The organism is bacterium (genome assembly GCA_021372615.1).
In the GTDB taxonomy this organism is placed as follows: domain Bacteria; phylum Armatimonadota; class Zipacnadia; order Zipacnadales; family UBA11051; genus JAJFUB01.
Map to the genome: position 1 here is coordinate 20414 of JAJFUB010000159.1, position 17338 is coordinate 37751.

The window sequence follows — 17338 nt, forward strand, 5'->3', positions numbered from 1 at the left end:
TACAAGCCCCCGCCCTACAGCACGGCTCTCCCTACGCGAGCACTTCGCGCAGGGCCGCGATGAACTTACGGTTCTGGTCCATGGTGCCATACGACACGCGGATCATGGTGTTCAGGCCCCAGATGTCGCCGGTGCGCACCGTGATGCCTCGCCGCATCAGCCCGTCGTACACCGCGCGGCAGTCCTGCTTGACGTTCACCAGCAAGAAGTTGGCCTGGGTGGGCACATAGGACAGGCCCATGGCCTCGAACTCGCCATACCAGTACTGCTTCGACTCCCGTGCCTGTTCCTGCGTGGCGCGGACGTGGGCCGCGTCATCGAGGGCGGCGAGGGCTGCCGCCTGCCCCACGGTGCTGACATTGAAGGGCGCGAGCACGAAGCGCAGGCCCTCGATCACGCGCGGCCCGGCCGAGCAGTAGCCGACCCGCAGCCCGGCCAGCCCGTAGATCTTGCTGAAGGTGCGCATGACGACAGCGTTGCGCCCGGCGCGGACGTAGTCCAGGCAATTGGGGAAGGCGGGGTCGTCGGCATACTCATAGTACGCCTCGTCGAACAGCACGATGACATCCTCGGGCACGCGCGCCATGAAGTCATCCACCTGCTGCTGGGTGACGATGGTGCCGGTGGGGTTGCACGGGTTACCGATGATGATGATCTTGGTCCGGTCCGTGACGGCGTCGAGCATGGCGTCTAGATCGTGGTCGAAGCCCTTCGCGGGAACCTGCTTGCACACCGCGTCGCAGACATGCGCGGTCATCGGGTAGAGCGCGAAGGGGAACTCGGAGTAGATCATCTCATCCCCGGGGTTCAGGAACGCCAGCCCGAGCATGTGGATCAGTTCGTCGGAGCCGCGGCCGACCATGATGCTGTCCGCGGACACGCCCATGTGCGCGGCCAGCTTGGCCGACAGCTCGCGGCAGACCGGGTCAGGGTAGACATGGACATCGCCGGCGGCCGCGCAGATGGCCTCGACGGCCTTGGGTGACGGCCCCAGGGGGTTCTCGTTCGAGGCCAGCTTGATGACTTCGGTGAGGCCGAACTCCTCCATGACCTCCTGGGAGAACTTGCCGGGGGAGTACGGAGTGATGCGACGTACACACTGACAGACGAGGTCCTTGGACATGCGCTTCTCCAGTCAAACGCACCGTGCAGCACAGCCGCGAGGTGCGACTAAGGGGCCGAATGAGGAGGCGCCCCATTCGGCCCTGAGGTCTCTAGCCACGTTTGTAACACAAAACGGCCTGGCTTACAAGGAAAGGCCCTATTCCGACGCTGCCTGCGGCCAGCGCTCCGGCCACTTCGCCCGGAATTCGTCGCGCAGCAGCCCCATCTCCAGGATGTCCTGGTAGGCCCCGTGGCGGTAGAAGGCCTCCCGGAGCCGCCCCTCGTGCACGAAGCCGACCTTCTCGTAGCAGCGGATGCCGCGCGGGTTGAAGGCGTAGACGCACAGGGCGATGCGGTGCAGGTTCATCTGGGCGAAGCCGAAGCCGCACAGCGTGACCATGGCGTCGGTGCCGTAGCCCTGGCTCCAGTACTCCTTCTCGCCAATGGAGATACCGAGCATGGCGCAGCGGCTGACGGGGTCAATGGAGTGCAGCCCGCACGAGCCGATGAGGCGCCCCTCGAGCGTCTCGATGCCTACGAGCAGCTCCTTGGCCGGGTCACGCTCCTGCTGCACCCAGCGTTGCTCATCGGCAAGCGACCGCGGGAAACGCCGGCCGAGGGTGTGGTTGACCTCCGGATCGTTCATCCAGCGCTGCACCGCTTCGGCATCGGCCGGCTCAAGGGCGCGCAAGTTGATCTTCTCGCCGCGGATCATGGGGGACCTCCCCGATGGGGTGTGGGCAAGCATAGACTGTGCGGCGCGGCAGACAAGGCAGCGGGCGTACCACGGCGGTTACCCTCACTCCGACGCTGCCTGCGGCCAGCGCTCCGGCCACTTCACCCGGAACTCGTCGCGCAGCAGCCCCATCTCCAGCAGGTCCTGGTAGGCGCCGTGCTTGTAGTAGGCCTCGCGCAGCCGCCCCTCGTGCACGAAGCCCACCTTCTCGTAGCAGGCGATGCCCCGGGGGTTGAACGCGAATACATGCAGCCCGATGCGGTGCAGGTTCATCTGCCCGAAGCCGAACGCACACAGCGTGAGCATGGCATCGGTCCCGTAGCCCTGACCCCAGTACTCCTTCTCGCCGATCATGATGCCCAACGAGGCATTGTGGCTCACCGGGTCAATCCGGTGCAATCCGCAGGAGCCGATGAGCTGGCCCTCCGCGATCTGGATCCCGAACTGCAACTCCTTGGTGTTGTCGCGTTCGCGCTCCAGCCAGCGCTGCTCTTCCAGCAGCGACCGGGGGAAGCGCCCGCCGAGAGTGTGGACAACCTCGGCGTCATTGATCCAGCGCCACAGGGTCTCCAGATCGGTCTGCTCCAGCGGACGGAGGGTGATTCTCTCTCCGGCTACCATGCGCGGCCTCCCTTCGTGGGTTTGGGGAAGTATAGATCGGAGACGGCGCCAGACAAGGTGTTTTCACTTGACCCTGTGTCCGGTGCGTGCTATGCTAACTCTCCGTCGGGGCGTGGCGCAGTTTGGCTAGCGCGCACGGTTCGGGACCGTGAGGTCGCCGGTTCAAGTCCGGCCGCCCCGACCATCTGTCCAACACCATCACATCTGCGGGCTCGCAAGAGCTCGTTTTTTTGTGCCGGCAGGATGCCGGCGCTCCCAGGGCAGGAGGCCATACTCGCCCCGTCGAAACCTGCCGTGCGTGTCCCCGCATCCCGAGGTATTCCGCCATGTCTGAAGTAGTCAGCCTGCTGCGCGACCTGGTCGCCATCCCCAGCATCAACCCCTGCGGGGGCCCCCTCGACGACACCCATGGCGAAGCGCGGGTCGTGGACTTCGTGGCCGGTTGGCTCGCGGCCCGCCAGCTCGATTTCGAGCTGACCGAGCCCCTGCCGGGTCGGCCCAACCTCATCGCCCGGCTCGCCGGGCGCGGCGGGCCCTCGCTGGTCTTCGAGGCCCACACCGACACCGTCGAAGTCCTCAACATGCAGATCGAGCCCTTCGTGCCGGAGCTGCGCGACGGGTGCGTCTATGGCCGCGGGTCGTGCGACTGCAAGTCCTCGCTGGCGGCCATGCTGATGGCGCTGGAGCAGACGGCCCGCCAGGGCGCGCCCCCCGGCGACGTCACGCTGGTCGCCGCCTGCGATGAGGAGTTCCGCTACCGGGGCGTCAAGCACGTGGTGGACAGCGGCTTCCGGGCCGATGGCGGGGTCGTGGGCGAGCCCACGGACCTGCGCGTCATCATCGCCCACAAGGGCGCGCTGCGGGGCCAGATCATCACCCACGGCCGGGCCGCGCACAGCAGCGAGCCGGACAAAGGCGAGAGCGCGATCTTCCACATGGCCCGCGTCCTCACGGCACTCGAGCAGTACGGCCAGGAGCTGAGCCGCCGCCCGAAGCACCCGCTGTTGCAGGGCCCCACCGTCAGCGTCGGCCTCATCAGCGGGGGCAACGCCCCCAACATCGTTCCCGACCGCTGCGAGATCTCCCTCGACCGCCGGGTCCTGCCTACCGAGGAAGCCCCCGGGGTCGAGGCAGAGTTGCGCGCCTGGCTCGCCGAGCACGCGCCGGTGCCCTGGGAGCTGCAGGTGACGCTGGCGGACAACGGCATGGACGGCGCCCCCGACAGCGCCATCGCCCGGCGGGCAGCGGCGGCCGTAGACGCGGTGTTGGGCCGCCACGAGATCGCCGGAGTGCAGTACGGCACCGACGCCAGCAAGCTGGCCAAGGGCGGCACGCCGTCGGTGGTCATCGGTCCGGGCAACATCGCCCAGGCGCACACGGCGGTGGAGTGGGTCGAGGTGGGGCAGGTGCAAACAGCCGTCGAGGTGTACCGGCGGCTGATGTGCTGCCCGCAGTGACATGACACCCGCCGGGGGAGGACGCCGGGGGACAGCCGGCGAAATGGCCGGCACACACCAAGGAAGCATCCCTGCAGGCGACCGTCTCGCCCGGGGGTTCAAGGAGAGGAAGACACATGGCTGAAGAGAACCGCATTGTCGTTGAGGTCAAGGCCGGTCCGCATGACCGCAAGAACTGCTTCGTCTCGTATCTCGCCCACTGCGGGTGCGATTGCGAGGCAGGGCACATCGTCGAGGAACTGGACGCCGCGGGTAAAGCCGTCAGGCAGATCCCGGCCCAGTGCCTCAGCGACCTCTGCGGCTGCGGCGACGAAGAGTGCGACTGCTGCTGCGAAGTCGTCTGGATGATTGACGAGCTGAGGGCCGGCGAGAGCAAGCGCTACGCCATCAGCGTGGGCCAGAGCGAGGCCGCCGGCGGCGTGGAGATTGACCTGCAGGACGCCCGGCAGGCCGACTTCAAGGTCAACGGCGAGCTGTTCACCAGCTACGTCTTCCAGGAGGGCATCGCCCGCCCGTTCTGCTACCCGGTCTTCGGCCCGGAGGGCAAGATCATCGTGCGCGAGGTCAACCTCCCCCAGAAGGAAGGCATTGACCACCCGCACCACAAGGGCATCTGGATCGCTCAGGGCCACGTCAACGATGGCGAGGACAACTGGAGCGAGCTGAACGACCACGCCACCACGCAGACCCAGCAGGTGATGGTGCTGTCCGAGGGTCCGGTCTTCGGCGAACTGATGGCCTTCGGCGACTGGATCAGCGGCCGGCGCGGCGTGCACAAGAAGCTGCTCGAAGAGCACACCCGTATCCGCGTCTACAACACCCCCGGCAACGCCCGCATCATGGACTGGGAGATCACCTTCTACGCCTCCGAGGGCGGCTTCTTCTTCGGGGACACCAAGGAAGCCGGCACGCTGTCGGTGCGCCTGGCCGAGAGCATGGAGGAGCGCAACACCGGCACCATCCGCAACTCCTTCGGCGCCATCAGTGAGGCCGAGAACTGGGGTAAGCGGGCCGAATGGGTGGACTACTACGGTGAGGTCGAGGGCGTCCAGATGGGCCTGACGCTCATGGACCACCCCGGCAACCACGGCTATCCGGCCCACTGGCATGTGCGCAGCTACGGGCTGTTCACCGTCAACCAGTGGGGCCTGCACGACTTCACCGGCGACCCGTCGGTGCGCGGCGACCTGGTCGTCAAGGACGGCGACGCCCTGACCTTCAAGTTCCGCGTGTTCATCCACTCCGGCGACACCGATGCGGCCGATGTGGCGGGCCAGTACATGAACTTCATCTTCCCGCCCACGGTGACGGTGGTCGAGTAACCCCGGCAGCCGTCGCGCTCTCGCGAGCGCGACGTTGCCGCTATGAACCGTCTCTGCAGAACCCCAGGGGCCCGGTCATCCGACCGGGCCCCGCCGCCTCTGTCTGAGGAGCGCATCCCGCAGGACAGTCCCCCGGGGCCGACGAAGAACGGCTCACTGGCTGTGCCAGACGGCACCATCGGGAGGCCCCCATGCGGTGGATGCTCGGTCTGTCGTTTCTGCTCGCGCTAGTCGTTGCCGTCAGCGCTGACCCACTCGTCGTGACCGGCGTCGTCACCGGCCCGGATGGCCGGCCACTCACTGGCTGTCGCGTGTTCGCGATGGGCTCGACGACGGCAGGCAAGTACGAGACCGCCACCGCCACCACGGGCGCCGACGGCGCGTTCGACGTGACCCTCCCCAATCTGAAGCCTGGTGGCCGTTGCCAGGTCGTGGCCTGCCACGGGACTCTCCCGGTGGCCTGGGCCAATGTGCGCCCGGGCGAACCCGTCGCGCTCTGTGTGCAGGGCCCCGCCGCCGGCTGCTCGGGCCTGGTCACCGATGAAGCCGGGACGCCCATCGCCGGCGCTGCCGTCCGCCTCGGCACACTCATCCGCCGCTACGAGCTCCATTGGTCCGAGTACGGGCGCAAGCTGTGCTGTGGCGACGAGAGCCCCCTCGCCACCACCACCGACGCCCACGGACGCTTCGCGCTCGGCAACCTGCCTGATGGGGCGCAGGCGGCGCTCGTGGTGAGGGCGCCGGGCTATGCCGAGACAGCACGGCGGCAGATTCCGGCGGGGGCCAGTGACGTTCACATCTGCCTGCTCGCCCCGGCCAGCATCTCCGGCCACGTGCTCTGGCAGGGACGCCCGATCGCCGATGCGCTCGTGACCGCCGAGGGGGCCGAGGCCGTGACCACCGGGCCAGACGGCGCCTTCACCTTCCCCAACGTCGCTCCCGGCACCCGCGATCTGTCGGCCCGCGCGGACGCCCGGGGCCTCATCGGCGTCAGTGATGCCCCCGTGCGCGTCAGCCCTGGCCAAAGCGTCACGGGGGTCGTGCTCAACGTGCAGCAGGCCGCGATCATCAAGGGCCGCTGCGTCGAGGCCAAGACGAAGCGCCCCTATGCCGGCGCGCGCGTCTGGGACCGCAGCCTGACGCCCGGCGGCGTCTTCTACGACAACGCAGTCAGCGCCGCGGACGGCACGTACAGCCTCAAGGCCGTGCCGGGCGAGAGTGAGGTCGTGTGCAACACCGAATGGCGCGAACCGCCGCTGTACGGTGTCGCCAAGTCCGTACAGCAGCTCCACCTCGCCGCCGGCCAGACCGGGCAGGCCCCGGACATTCTCATTGAGGTCGAACCGACCGTGCAGGGACAAGCGCTCCTGCCCGACGGCACGCCGGCGGCAGGCATCCAGGTGGGCACGATCTCGCGCATTGACTACGGCGTGGCGCCGGCGGAGTTCTACTGCGCCCGGACCGACGCACAGGGGCATTTCGCGCTCCAGGTCATCGCGGGGAGCACCAGCCTCGGGCCGCCGTGGGGGATCGTGGTCCGCGACGCGGCACGCGACCTGGCGGCGATGCCCTTCCCGACCAGCGCCGACAAGCCGCTCACGGTCCAGTTGCAGCCCGGCGCCTGGCTGGAGACCAAGGTCGTGACCCCCGTCGGAGCACCGGTGCCCGGCTGGCCGGTCGAGCTGAAGTGCGGGACGGAGCACACCTGCGCCATCCCGGGGGCCTGCAGTGCCGCCGACGGCACGTTGCGGCTCGGGCCGCTGCCGGCCGGGGTGGCCCTGCGCGTGCGGCTCGCCGACCACCTGGCGCATCTGTGGGTGAACAAGACCACCTGGGACGAGGCTTCCTTCACCCTCAAGGCCGGCGAACATCGGCAACTCGAGCCGCTCGTCGTGGAACCACAGGGGCGCACGGTCCGCGGGTGGGTGGGCGATGCCGCCCAGCATCCGCAGGCCGGGGCGCTCGTGGTGGGGGAGAAGTGCCCCTGGCCCGTCGTCACCGACGCGCAGGGGCGCTTCGAGTTGAGCGGCCTGCCCCTGCAAGGCAAGGCCCGGGTCATCGCCATGCACCCGACGCAGCCGCTCTTCGCCGGGGTGAGCCTTGAGCCCGATGGCAGCGTCGAGCCCGGCCTGGTGCTCCTGCCGCCGGCCACCATGACCGTCCGCGTCAAGCAGCCCGACGGCACGCCGCTGAACACCGCCCAGTGCGGCGAGAGCGGGATGGAGAGCGTGCACTTGATCTCAGACGAACTCGCCTGCCGGCTGAGCGCCGCCGGCGCGAGCGGCAGCTACGGCTTCAGCACCGAGGGGGGTGTCCTGCGCCTGGAGGGCCTCGTCTCCGGGCTGTCCTACAAGATCTGGGTGATTGACCGCAATCGGAAGTTCAACAGCCAGGAGCTGGGGTTCTACGTCGAGCCCGGCCAGGACGTGGACCTGGGCGAGGTGACTTTGAGCGCCAAATGAGCGGGGGACGGGTGGTTGGCGTCCCGTCGGGGAGCAGTTGACCGGGGCCTCAGACCGGACGCGGGCCCGGCGGCTGGTTCTTCATCACGTCTTCGCTGTACTTGAGGCCCGCGCGCACGCGGGCCAGGCGGCGGAAGAAGATGACCAGGAGGGCCACCGTCTCACCGATGCACAGGGTGGGGAGATACCAGGCCGGGCGGAAGCCGAAGATCAGGGGCCACCAGAGCACGATGCAGGCGATGATGACAATCCACTCGATCAGTTCGTCGCGTTCCATGGACACTCCCGTCAGGCGCTAGCACACAGGGCGCCACCGCGCACCCTTCACTCTTCACTCTTCCGTCTTCACTCTTGCCGTTCAGACCCCGGCTTCGCCGCTGGGCTCGAGCTGCTTGATGGCCGTGATGGCCTCGTGGATGGTCAGGCGCAGGCAATCATCCAGCGGCATGTCATCCAGATCCCCCGTGTTCGTGGCGAGGGCCGGGTCTATGTCCACGATCTGCCCCCGCTCGTTCTGCTCGGGCTGCAGCGCCACCGGTGAGCCGAAGCGCCGGCGGAAGGTCTCCAGCCGTCGCGTGAGGGCCTCGGCCTCGTGCGCCAGTTCCTGCACGGGCTCGGGGTTCAGTGTCGGGCGGTTGCGGCGCACGGTATCCAGCCAGGTCGCGCGGTTGGGGGCGTCCAGATAGCCCTGGGCGATCAACGCCATCTCGACATGGCTGCGCAGGTCGCTGCAGCACGTGCCACGCTCCCAGAAGGTCATCTCCTGGCGGATAGCCTTCAGCATGCGCTCCAGCAGCTCCTCCAGCGAGAAGTGCTCGTCGGGCGGGGCGGCGGTCTCGTCATCATCCTGCTTGCCGCGCGTCCGGTTCTTGCGGCTCAGCTCGAAAGCCACCTGCAGGCTCTCATTGAGCGGGGAGGGGGGGAGAGGCTTCTCCTGGCGCAGCCGCAGCTCCCACTGCTTGTGCGGATAGGGCGGCATGAAGGTGGCGTCGCGTCGGGCATAGCGCCAGGTCAGGCAGCCCTCGTGGATGAGGTCCACCAGCATGGCGTACAGCAACTGCCGCGCGAAATCGTCCGTGTCCAGCTCGTCCTGCGTCTGGCAGGCATACGCCCGGTCGCGCGGCGCGCTGCCCATCGGCCGGCGACCGACGGGCTTGACGAAGTCATGGGCGTACAGGTAGATCAGACCGTCGGCGCGCACCGGGTCCTCGGCGGACGCTGGCGTCATCCGGGGCGGCGGCGGCTGGTCGGCCAGCTCTCCCAGGCGCTGTTTTGCCCGCCGCAGCAGGCGGAAGATCAGCACGAACAGCCAGACCCCGATGGCGGCCAGTACGATGGCGATGGCAATCTGCATGGTGTGGTCAGCCGGTCCCCGGTTCGCGATCCCCGGTCCCTGACTGATCCCTATCCTTCCGCGTAGGCGTAGGCGACATGGTTGTGAATCGACTCGAAGCTCTCGCACTCCGCCGCGAACCAGGTCACGCCGTCGAGGCCCCGCAGGGCCAGGACCGTGTCGCGCACGACGTCCTCGACGAACTTGGGGTTGGCGAAGGCGGCTTCCGTGACGTACTTCTCATCCGCGCGCTTGAGCACGGGGTAGATCTCGCAACTGCCCTGTCGCTCCAGCAGCGGGATGAGGTCCTCCAGCCAGATGAGGACCCCGGGGCGGGTGCGCAGGCGGACCGACAGCGAGGCGCGCTGGCTGTGGGCGCCCTGGTCGGAGATCTCCAGCGAGCACGGGCACACCGTCAGGATGGGCACCGTCACGCCGAGGGTGAAGGTGTAGGCGCCGTCGGCCAACTCGGCCCGGAAGCGGCACTCGTAGTCCATCTGGCACGGCTCGCCCGTGGCCGGGGCGCGCTTGTCCAGGAAGTAGCGGAACGACAGCTCCACCTGCGCCGCCGGCGCATCGAACGCCGCCGCGATCTCCCGCACCATCTGCTCCATCTGCACGGTGGAGACGGCCTTCTTGCTCCACTGCAGCAGGATCTGCAAGAAGCGGCTCATGTGCGTGCCGCGCTCGCTGTGGGGCAGTTGCACACTGGCGTCTAACTCGCCCAGCAGGTGGGCCAGCCGGCCCCCCTTCTCACGGATCATGATCGGCAAATGAAGCTGGCGGATGCCGACGCGGTCAATCTCGATCCCGCGCTGGTCGCCTTCAGAGGCAATGTCTCGCATGTCGAGGGCATTGTACACTGCCCCGCGCGGGGCGACAAGAAGGGGCCGCGACCGCGGACGCGGAACCATCCCGTACCCAGGCAGCCACTTCCACCGACGGAGACAGCCGATGGACCACTCGCTGCTGCATTCCCAGTTCCAGGGGGAGATCCTGAGCGCCGCGCTCGTGGCCGAGCCCGAGGAGCGGCGGACCGACGACCTGGACCTGACGCGCATGGCCGGCCAGGCCCTCAACTACCTGAGGGGCAACCCCGACCCGGCGCGCGACTACGAGTGCAAGTTCGAGCTAGGGCCGCTGGGCATTCCGGCCCATGCCCCCCAGAGCGTGCCGCCCAACGAGTACGGCTACGACCCCATCTCCCTGGGCGACACCGACTGCCGCATGATGCTGCAGTACGGGCGGATGCGCGCCATGGCCGGCGAGGACACGCCCTGCGCCGTGGAGTTGGGTGTGCGACAGCGGGTGCTCGGCTACCTGGGCGACGATGGCCAGGCCTGGATCAACCCCGCCGCCTGGACCGGGTCCCCGGTCGAGGGCTACTGGGTCAGCAAGTGGGCCGGCGGCAAGATCATGACGCTGCTGGCCCATGACTTCGCCGCCACCGGCGACGCCGTCGCCAAACAGCGCGCGCGGAAGCTCTTCGAGGGCCTCAAGGGCCTCGCCCTCTGGGACGGCCCCCGGGCCTTCTATCCCGGCGGCGGTGTGCCGGTCAGGGACGGCCAGGTCCTGCTCCAGGGCTGGGCCGAGCACCACAGCAAGAACTACCCCGCCGTTGTCGAGCCGTGCCTGGAGTATGCCGAGCTGTGCGGAGACAACGAGGCCCTGGACTTCGCCATCGCCATGACCGAGGGCTTCCTGGCTGACAGCCAGCCCGGTCAGGACGAACTGCGGATTGACCCGGAGACAGGCGCTTTCCAGGGACATGTCCACCTGCACACCCATGCCCTCATCGGCGTGGCCCGGCTGGGCCTCCTGACCGGCGAGCAGCGCTATCTGGACTGGGCCCAGAAGGCCTATGAGTTCGTGCGCCGCCACGGCACCGACTACGGCTGGTACCCCGAGCACATCCCGCAGTCCCAGCACGGCGCCGAGACGTGCGTGGTGGGGGACATGGTGGGGATCGGGGTGTGGCTGGCCCAGCGCCACCCGCACGTCTTTGACCATGTGGCGCGCACGATCTACAACTACCTGAGGCGGACGCAGTTCTGCCTCACCGGCGAGTTCGTCGCCCTGTTCGAGCGCGTGCATGCCGAGCGGCCGGGCGGGGCGCTCCAGCAGGCGCTCGCCGAGCTGCGGAAGCTGGAGGGCGGGTTCGTGTCAGCTCCGGCCCCCGACGACTGGGTCAAGCGCGACGCCACGCTGGGCGCCACGGGACGCGCTCACAACGGGATAGACATGATGGGCTGCTGCCCGCCTGAGGGGATGCGGGGACTGTGGGAGGCGTGGCGGTGGACCGTGCAGGAGCTGCCGGGTTGCGTTCGCGTCAACCTGCCCTTCCACCGCGACCACCCGGCGGCCATCGTCACGGCCGGCGCTCCGGAGCAGGGCTGGCTGGTGGTGAAGCTGCGACGTGATGCCGATGTGCAGGTGCGGACACCGGCCTGGGCCGACCGCGCCGGGGTGACGGTGCTGCGCAACGGGCAGCCGGCGCCGGTGCAGTGGGCCGGCCCCGACGACGCCTACGTGGCGTGTCCCGGCATGGCGCGCGGGGAGACGCTGCAAGTGCACTGGCCCGTGGCGGCCTTCGTGCAGCGCCAGACGCTGCTCAGTGTGCCGGGGGGCGAGGTGGACTTGACGGTCCAGTGGGAGGGCAACGAGGTTGAGGCGGTAGACCCGTGCGGCAAGTACCTGCCGCTGTTCGAGCACAGATAGGGAAGAGGCATGACGATGGCTTTGCGACTGGCAAACTACCTACTGGCCGAACGGCCGGATCTCCCGCCCCGCGTTGGGGCACTGGCCGGGGAGGGCCTGATTGACGTGGCCGAGGCCTGCGAAGAGATGGACGCGGAGTGTGGCTGCACCGGCTCGGTGCTGGCCCTGCTGTGCTGCCCGGACTGCCTGGCGATGGTCCGGGAGGCGCTGGCGGGCGCGGAGCCGCACATCGCCCTGGACGCGGTGAAGCTCCTGGCCCCCGTGCCGCGGCCGGGGAAGCTGTTCTGCCTGGCCGGCAACTATGAGGAGCACATCCGTGAAGGTGGCCGGCAGGAGGTCCACGGGTCCGACCGGGCCACCCCCCGGGTGTTCATGAAGCCGGTCCCGAACACCGTGTGTGGCCAGGGCGACCCCATCCCCGTCGCCAGGACCACGCAGTTCCTGGACTACGAGGGCGAGTTGGCGGTCATCATCGGCAAGGGGGGCAAGTATATCCCGGCCGCCGAGGCGCTGGACTACGTGTGCGGCGCCACCTGCCTCAATGACGTCTCCGAGCGACGGCTGCACGTCTGGGACCGCCCGGAGGACCGCCCCTGGGATCGCTTCTTCGACTGGCTCAACGGCAAGTGGTATGACAACTTCGCGCCGATGGGCCCCTGCGCCGTGCCCCTCCCTGATCTGGGTGATGTGCAGGACCTGCGGCTGGTGACCCGCGTCAACGGCGAGACCGTGCAGAACACGAGCACGGCCCAGATGATCTTCACCGTGGCCCAGCAGATCGAGTACATCTCCCACATGCTAACCCTCGAGCCGGGCGATGTCATCGCCACCGGCACGCCGGCGGGAGTGGGCATCGCGCGAGGAGTTCCTCTGCAAGCCGGCGACGTGGTGGAGGTGGAGGTTGAGGGCATCGGTGTGCTGCGTAACCCCGTGGCGCCGGAGCCCTGAGCGCAGGAACCACCTTGGCCCCCTCGGGTGTTTGCCCGGTATAGGTGCTTCGAGACTGGACCTACAGGGTGAGAACGACATGTCGCGGCGTCTCATCGGCCTGATTGTGCTGCTGCCAATGCTGGTCGCGCTGGGCGGCTGTGTCAGCCGGACCTCCGCTCCCTCGACGGATGTCGTCCTGATGCTGCGGGCCACGCCCTCCCAGATGAAGGTGTGGGAGGAAGCCACCAAGAGCTTCACGGAAGCGACCAAGATCGGCGTCACCATCCAGAACGAGCCCTACGACAGCTACTTCACCAAGCTGCAGACGATGATCGCGGGGGGCAAGCCGCCCGATGTCGTCTTCATGGAGTCCACCCGCTTCCCCGAGTTCGTCAGCAAGGGCGCACTCGAGAACCTCGACACGTACCTCAAGGCGCAGCAGGACATCAAGCCCGACGACTTCTTCCCGGCGGCCTGGCAGGCGTACCAGTACCAGGGCGACACCTACGGTCTGCCCAACGATCTGGCCGTCCTGGCGATTGCCTACAACGTGGACCAGTTCGAGGTGGCCGCGGCGCCCGCACCCAAGCCCGACTGGACGTGGGCCAACTACCTGAAGCTGGCCCATGGGATGACGGTGGACCGGGACGACGATGGCCGCGTGGATGTCTGGGGGACGACCATCTGCCCGTGGTGGCAAGTGTATGTCTGGCAGAATGGGGGAGAGCTGGTGGACGACGTGCAGGCGCCGCGGCGCTCGACGTTGAGCACTCCGGCCGCCCAGCAGGCGCTGCAGTTCCTGGCCGACCTACACGCCAAGGAGAAGGTAGCCCCGAGCATGTCGCTGACCCGCGGGATGGGCCGCGTCGAGGCCTTTGCCGCCGGTCAGGTGGCCATGATCTACTGCGGCCGCTGGGACACGGTACAGATGAACAAGATCGAGGGGCGCTGGGAGACTGCGCCGCTGCCGCGCGGGAAGGTCGCCGCCAACCTCGGCCTGGGCTCGTGCTTCAGCATCGTCAAGGGCGCCCCCCATGCGCAGAACGCCTGGAAGCTCGTCTCCTTCCTGGCCGGCAACGATGGCCAGAAGCAACTGCTGGCTGGCGGCTTCTCCACCCCCGCGCGTGAGGTCCTCGTGCACTCCGAGTACTTCACCGGCGGCCTGCTGAACAGCGGCCCCGGTGCCTTCGCCCAGGGGCTCAAGGTCATGCGCCCCGTGCCCTTCACCACGCGCTACACCGAGATCAGCAACATCTGGGAGCAGGAACTCGACCTGCTATGGTCGGGCCAGGCCACAGTCCAGCAGGTGACGCAGCGGATAGACGAGCGAGTGGACAAGGTCCTGGCTGAGGCGCAGCCGGCAACCGCCTGGCTGCTACCGCTATCCCCCTCCCTGTGAGACGCGCAGCGTCTCCGGAGGGGGCCGGGGGGTAGGCCGCCGTACTCCCCCTCCCTTCAGGGAGGGGGTTGGGGGGTAGGCCGCCGTTCAGCCTTCCGCAACGATCTGCAGGAAGAACCGCTGTACGCGCCGGTCGTCCGTCAGCTCCGGGTGGAACGCCGTCCCCAGCAACTTCCCCTGCCGTACCGCCACGATGCGGTCGTTGAAGACCGACAGCACTTCCACGCCCTCGCCGGCTGACTCCACGTACGGGGCGCGGATGAACACCGCGCGCGTCTCTCCGCCCTCGAGGCCCCGGAACGGCAGGTCGGTCTCGAAGCTGTCTACCTGGCGCCCGAAAGCGTTGCGCCTCACGCGGCAGTTGAGCAGCCCCAGTCGCTGCTGCTCGGGGTAGTCGGCGATGTCTTTGGCCATGTAGATCAGGCCGGCGCAGGTGCCCCAGAGGCCCATGCCGCGGGCATGGGCGGCGATGATGGCCTGATCCACCCCGAACCGCTCGCACAGCTTGCCGATGGTGGTGGATTCGCCCCCGGGAATGATGAGACCGTCAAGGGTGGCGATCTCTGCGGCCTTCTTGACGGGGAAGGCCTCGGCGCCCTCGACTTCGTTCATGGCGGCAATGTGTTCCGCGAAGTCGCCCTGAATGGCGAGTACTCCAATACGCTTGCTCATACTGACAACTCAACTCTCTACAGACAGGGCCTCGGTCCCGTCAGGCATGGCGCTGGCGCTCAACCCGGGCCACGACTTGTGCCCGGCCGGCGCACGATGTGCTACAATAGCTCAGCCAGGCCCATCGTGCAAGGCATGACTGCCCATCTGCCGGGGCCGGAAGTCTGCCCGGACGCCTGCGTGGCGCCCGGGGGAGAGGGTAGGGCCGTGACCGGCGCCGACGACAGGCAGAGCGCACCGTCCGCGACGTCTCCGACCGCCTGGCACGCCCGCCGCCTGCCGGCGCTCAGTCCCCGGGTCAGGCGCGACCTGGCAGCCCTCGGCTTCTTCACCGTCGCCACCCTCGTCCTGCTCTACCGCATGGTGCTGAACCTCGACGTCTTCGCACCTGATCCCGGCGATCCCCTCCTCAATGGCTGGATCATGGCCTGGGACGTGCATGCCCTGACCGGCGGGCTGAGGCACTTCTTCGACACCAACATCTTCTTCCCGTATCCCCTGACGCTGGCCTACTCCGAGACGCTACTGGGCGACCTGCCCCTCGCCGGCCCCCTCATCGCCCTCACCGGCAATCCCCTGCTGGCGTGCAATGCCGTGGTGCTGGCCAGCTTCATTCTGGGTGGCTGGTGCATGTACTTCGCGGTCAGTCGGATGACCGGGAGCGGCTGGGCCGGACTGATCGCCGGGACGGTGTACGCATTCCAGCTCGAGCGCTTCGCCGCGCTCACGCACGTGCAACTGCTGACGACGCAGTGGCTGCCCCTGATCGTCTACTTCGCTGACCGCCTGCTGCGCGAGGGGCGCTGGCGGGACTGGCTGGGGCTGGCAATGTTCTTCAGCCTGCAGTTCCTGTGTGGGATGAACGTCGGGCTGTTCGCGGCGTTGCTGCTCGCTCTGCTGGTGGCCGGTTACCTGGTAGCGGGGCTGGCTCGGCTGTCGCCGCGTCTGCTCCTCCAGGGCGGGGCCTTCCTGGCCGTGACGCTGGCCGTGAACCTGCCGCTGGCGGCCCCGTACTTCACCCTGGCGCGACAGATGCAGATGCAGCGGTCGGTGGCCGACCTGCCGTTGTTCAGCGCCGCCCCGCTGAACTACCTCACCCCCGACCCGGCCCACTGGCTCTACGGCAGCGTGGGCCGGACGCTCGCCTGGGGCGAGATGCGCGGCGGCGAACACTTCCTCTTCCTGGGCCTCATCGCCTGGGGGCTGGCGCTACTGGCCCTGCTGGGACGCGCGGAGAGCGGTGCACAGCGGCGGCGGGTGTGGGTGTTCGCCGGGGTGACGGCCGTGCTGATCGTCCTGTCGTGGGGGCCGAAGCTGGGCAGTGTGTCGCTGCCGTATACCCTCGTCTTCGACTACCTGCCGGGCTTCCGCAGCATCCGGGCACCGGCGCGGCTCGTCACGATGGTGGCGCTGCTGGTCGCCTTCCTGGGCGGCGTCGGGGCGCACCGCCTGCTCGGCCGAGTCGGGTCGTGGCGTCGCTACGTGGCCCCGCTCCTGTGCCTGCTCGCCATGGTCGAGGCCGGCTTCATGAACTGGCCCGGCGTGATCGTCCCTCCGCCCAACCAGGGTCCCGCCGTGTACCAGTGGCTGGGGCAGCAGCCGGACCGCCCCGTCGTCCTTGAACTCCCGATCCCGAGCCACTCGGCACTCCAGGCCTTCACGCAATGCGCCCGGCAGTACTACTCCACCGGGCACTGGCAGCGCACCGTCAACGGCTACAGCGGCTTCCTGACCAGGGCCTACGGCGCGATTGCCGCCGCGTCGCAGCGCTTCCCGGATGAGGCGACGCTGCGGTGGCTGCAGGGGCTGCGGGTGGACCTGGTGATCCTACACCGGGGAGACTACGAGGCGGGGCAGTGGGAGGCGCTGCAGGCGGCTCTGCCCGCCTGGGCCGATCGCCTGCAGCCGCTGCAGGACTTCGACGATGCGCGCGTGCTGCGGGTCGCCCTGCCGCCGTGGAATGCAGGCGTGGCGCGGCCGGAGTTCGGGGGGAAGCTGCGGCTCCTGGGCTATGCGCCGCCCTCGCCGGGCCGGAAGCCGGCGACGCTGGAGCTCTTCTGGCAGGCCCGCACGGCGCCGGGCGACTACGACGTGGTGCTGCAGCCGGCAGATGACTCGGCGCTGACCGTCGCCCTGTCGGCTGACGGCGGTGCGCCGGCGCAGTGGCACATCGGCGAAGTGGAGATACAGGACGTGCCGTTGCCGCCGACCGGCCAGGAGTGGCGAACGGTGGCCCTGACCGTACGGGACAGGGCCACCGGGATAGCGCTACCCATTACGGCCGAGGGGCAGGCTCTGGAGACTGTGCAACTTGAGGGGGTAGGCCGCTAGCCGCGCTTGCCGACCCGGGCCAGCCACGCGCCGACCACGGCTCCGACGAACATCGCCAGCGGCAAGAGGCTCTGGGGGAGCAGGTGCTCCCGCACTTGCGGAGCCGCCTCCTGCCCGTGCGCCAGCCCCATCTGATGGCCGGCGATCGCCACATCCACCGCCACGAAGACGCCGAACCCGACCAGCGCGCCGAAGATCGCCGCGAGCACCATACGGAAGGCGCGGGTCCACGACACCCCACGTACCCTCACGG

General features: G+C 68.6%; 15 protein-coding genes and 1 tRNA gene. 8 read left to right on the forward strand and 8 right to left on the reverse strand.

The genetic code is table 11. The annotated features are described in order from the left end of the window. Positions 1-31 precede the first annotated feature (31 nt). The 3 genes from hisC to LLH23_22425 all read right to left on the reverse strand — a co-directional run bounded on the left by hisC (position 32) and on the right by LLH23_22425 (position 2461). Positions 32-1123, reverse strand: coding sequence for a histidinol-phosphate transaminase (gene hisC / locus LLH23_22415; GenBank protein MCE5241229.1), 1092 nt, complete (start codon positions 1121-1123; stop codon positions 32-34). A gap of 138 nt (positions 1124-1261) precedes the next feature. Then, the gene (locus tag LLH23_22420; protein MCE5241230.1) at positions 1262-1819 is read right to left on the reverse strand and encodes a GNAT family N-acetyltransferase; all 558 of its coding nucleotides are present in this window, start codon (positions 1817-1819) and stop codon (positions 1262-1264) included. An 84-nt stretch (positions 1820-1903) separates the two neighbouring features. Then, a complete protein-coding gene (locus LLH23_22425; GenBank protein ID MCE5241231.1) occupies positions 1904-2461 on the reverse strand; it encodes a GNAT family N-acetyltransferase in 558 nt (185 codons plus the stop codon). A gap of 106 nt (positions 2462-2567) precedes the next feature. Here LLH23_22425 and LLH23_22430 point away from each other — a divergent pair. The 4 genes from LLH23_22430 to LLH23_22445 all read left to right on the forward strand — a co-directional run bounded on the left by LLH23_22430 (position 2568) and on the right by LLH23_22445 (position 7702). Further along, a tRNA-Pro gene (locus LLH23_22430) sits at positions 2568-2645 on the forward strand. 142 nt (positions 2646-2787) lie between these two features. Continuing rightward, entirely contained in the window at positions 2788-3918 is a 1131-nt protein-coding gene (locus LLH23_22435) for a M20 family metallopeptidase (protein MCE5241232.1), read from the forward strand. A gap of 116 nt (positions 3919-4034) precedes the next feature. After that, positions 4035-5240 (forward strand): PmoA family protein, encoded by a 1206-nt coding sequence (locus LLH23_22440; protein ID MCE5241233.1) that lies wholly within the window; start codon positions 4035-4037, stop codon positions 5238-5240. A 191-nt stretch (positions 5241-5431) separates the two neighbouring features. Then, positions 5432-7702 carry a carboxypeptidase-like regulatory domain-containing protein gene (locus LLH23_22445; protein MCE5241234.1) on the forward strand — a complete coding sequence of 757 codons (2271 nt, stop codon included), beginning with the start codon at positions 5432-5434 and terminating at the stop codon, positions 7700-7702. A gap of 49 nt (positions 7703-7751) precedes the next feature. On the opposite strand, the gene LLH23_22450 is transcribed toward LLH23_22445, so the two are convergent. The 3 genes from LLH23_22450 to folE2 form a co-directional block, all read right to left on the reverse strand. Further along, the gene (locus LLH23_22450) at positions 7752-7979 is read right to left on the reverse strand and encodes a hypothetical protein (GenBank protein ID MCE5241235.1); all 228 of its coding nucleotides are present in this window, start codon (positions 7977-7979) and stop codon (positions 7752-7754) included. Positions 7980-8060: 81 nt separating this feature from the next. Further along, on the reverse strand, positions 8061-9056 hold the full coding sequence (locus tag LLH23_22455) for a hypothetical protein (GenBank protein MCE5241236.1): 996 nt from the start codon (positions 9054-9056) through the stop codon (positions 8061-8063). 50 nt (positions 9057-9106) lie between these two features. Next, positions 9107-9880 (reverse strand): GTP cyclohydrolase FolE2, encoded by a 774-nt coding sequence (gene folE2 / locus LLH23_22460; protein ID MCE5241237.1) that lies wholly within the window; start codon positions 9878-9880, stop codon positions 9107-9109. 109 nt (positions 9881-9989) lie between these two features. Here folE2 and LLH23_22465 point away from each other — a divergent pair, with 109 nt between their 5' ends. The 3 genes from LLH23_22465 to LLH23_22475 all read left to right on the forward strand — a co-directional run bounded on the left by LLH23_22465 (position 9990) and on the right by LLH23_22475 (position 14082). Beyond that, positions 9990-11753: a glycoside hydrolase family 127 protein gene (locus LLH23_22465; protein MCE5241238.1), complete on the forward strand. Its 1764-nt coding sequence runs from the start codon at positions 9990-9992 to the stop codon at positions 11751-11753. A gap of 15 nt (positions 11754-11768) precedes the next feature. Further along, positions 11769-12701: a fumarylacetoacetate hydrolase family protein gene (locus LLH23_22470; protein MCE5241239.1), complete on the forward strand. Its 933-nt coding sequence runs from the start codon at positions 11769-11771 to the stop codon at positions 12699-12701. Positions 12702-12780: 79 nt separating this feature from the next. Beyond that, positions 12781-14082 (forward strand): sugar ABC transporter substrate-binding protein, encoded by a 1302-nt coding sequence (locus tag LLH23_22475; GenBank protein MCE5241240.1) that lies wholly within the window; start codon positions 12781-12783, stop codon positions 14080-14082. An 87-nt stretch (positions 14083-14169) separates the two neighbouring features. On the opposite strand, the gene pdxT is transcribed toward LLH23_22475, so the two are convergent. Then, on the reverse strand, positions 14170-14754 hold the full coding sequence (gene pdxT / locus LLH23_22480; GenBank protein MCE5241241.1) for a pyridoxal 5'-phosphate synthase glutaminase subunit PdxT: 585 nt from the start codon (positions 14752-14754) through the stop codon (positions 14170-14172). 135 nt (positions 14755-14889) lie between these two features. Between pdxT and LLH23_22485 the strand changes: the two genes are divergently transcribed. Next, positions 14890-17085, forward strand: coding sequence for a hypothetical protein (locus LLH23_22485; GenBank protein ID MCE5241242.1), 2196 nt, complete (start codon positions 14890-14892; stop codon positions 17083-17085). Here LLH23_22485 and LLH23_22490 read toward each other — a convergent pair. Continuing rightward, positions 17082-17336, reverse strand: coding sequence for a hypothetical protein (locus LLH23_22490; protein ID MCE5241243.1), 255 nt, complete (start codon positions 17334-17336; stop codon positions 17082-17084). The two genes, LLH23_22485 and LLH23_22490, sit on opposite strands and share 4 nt — an antisense overlap. Between the last annotated feature and the right edge of the window lie 2 nt (positions 17337-17338).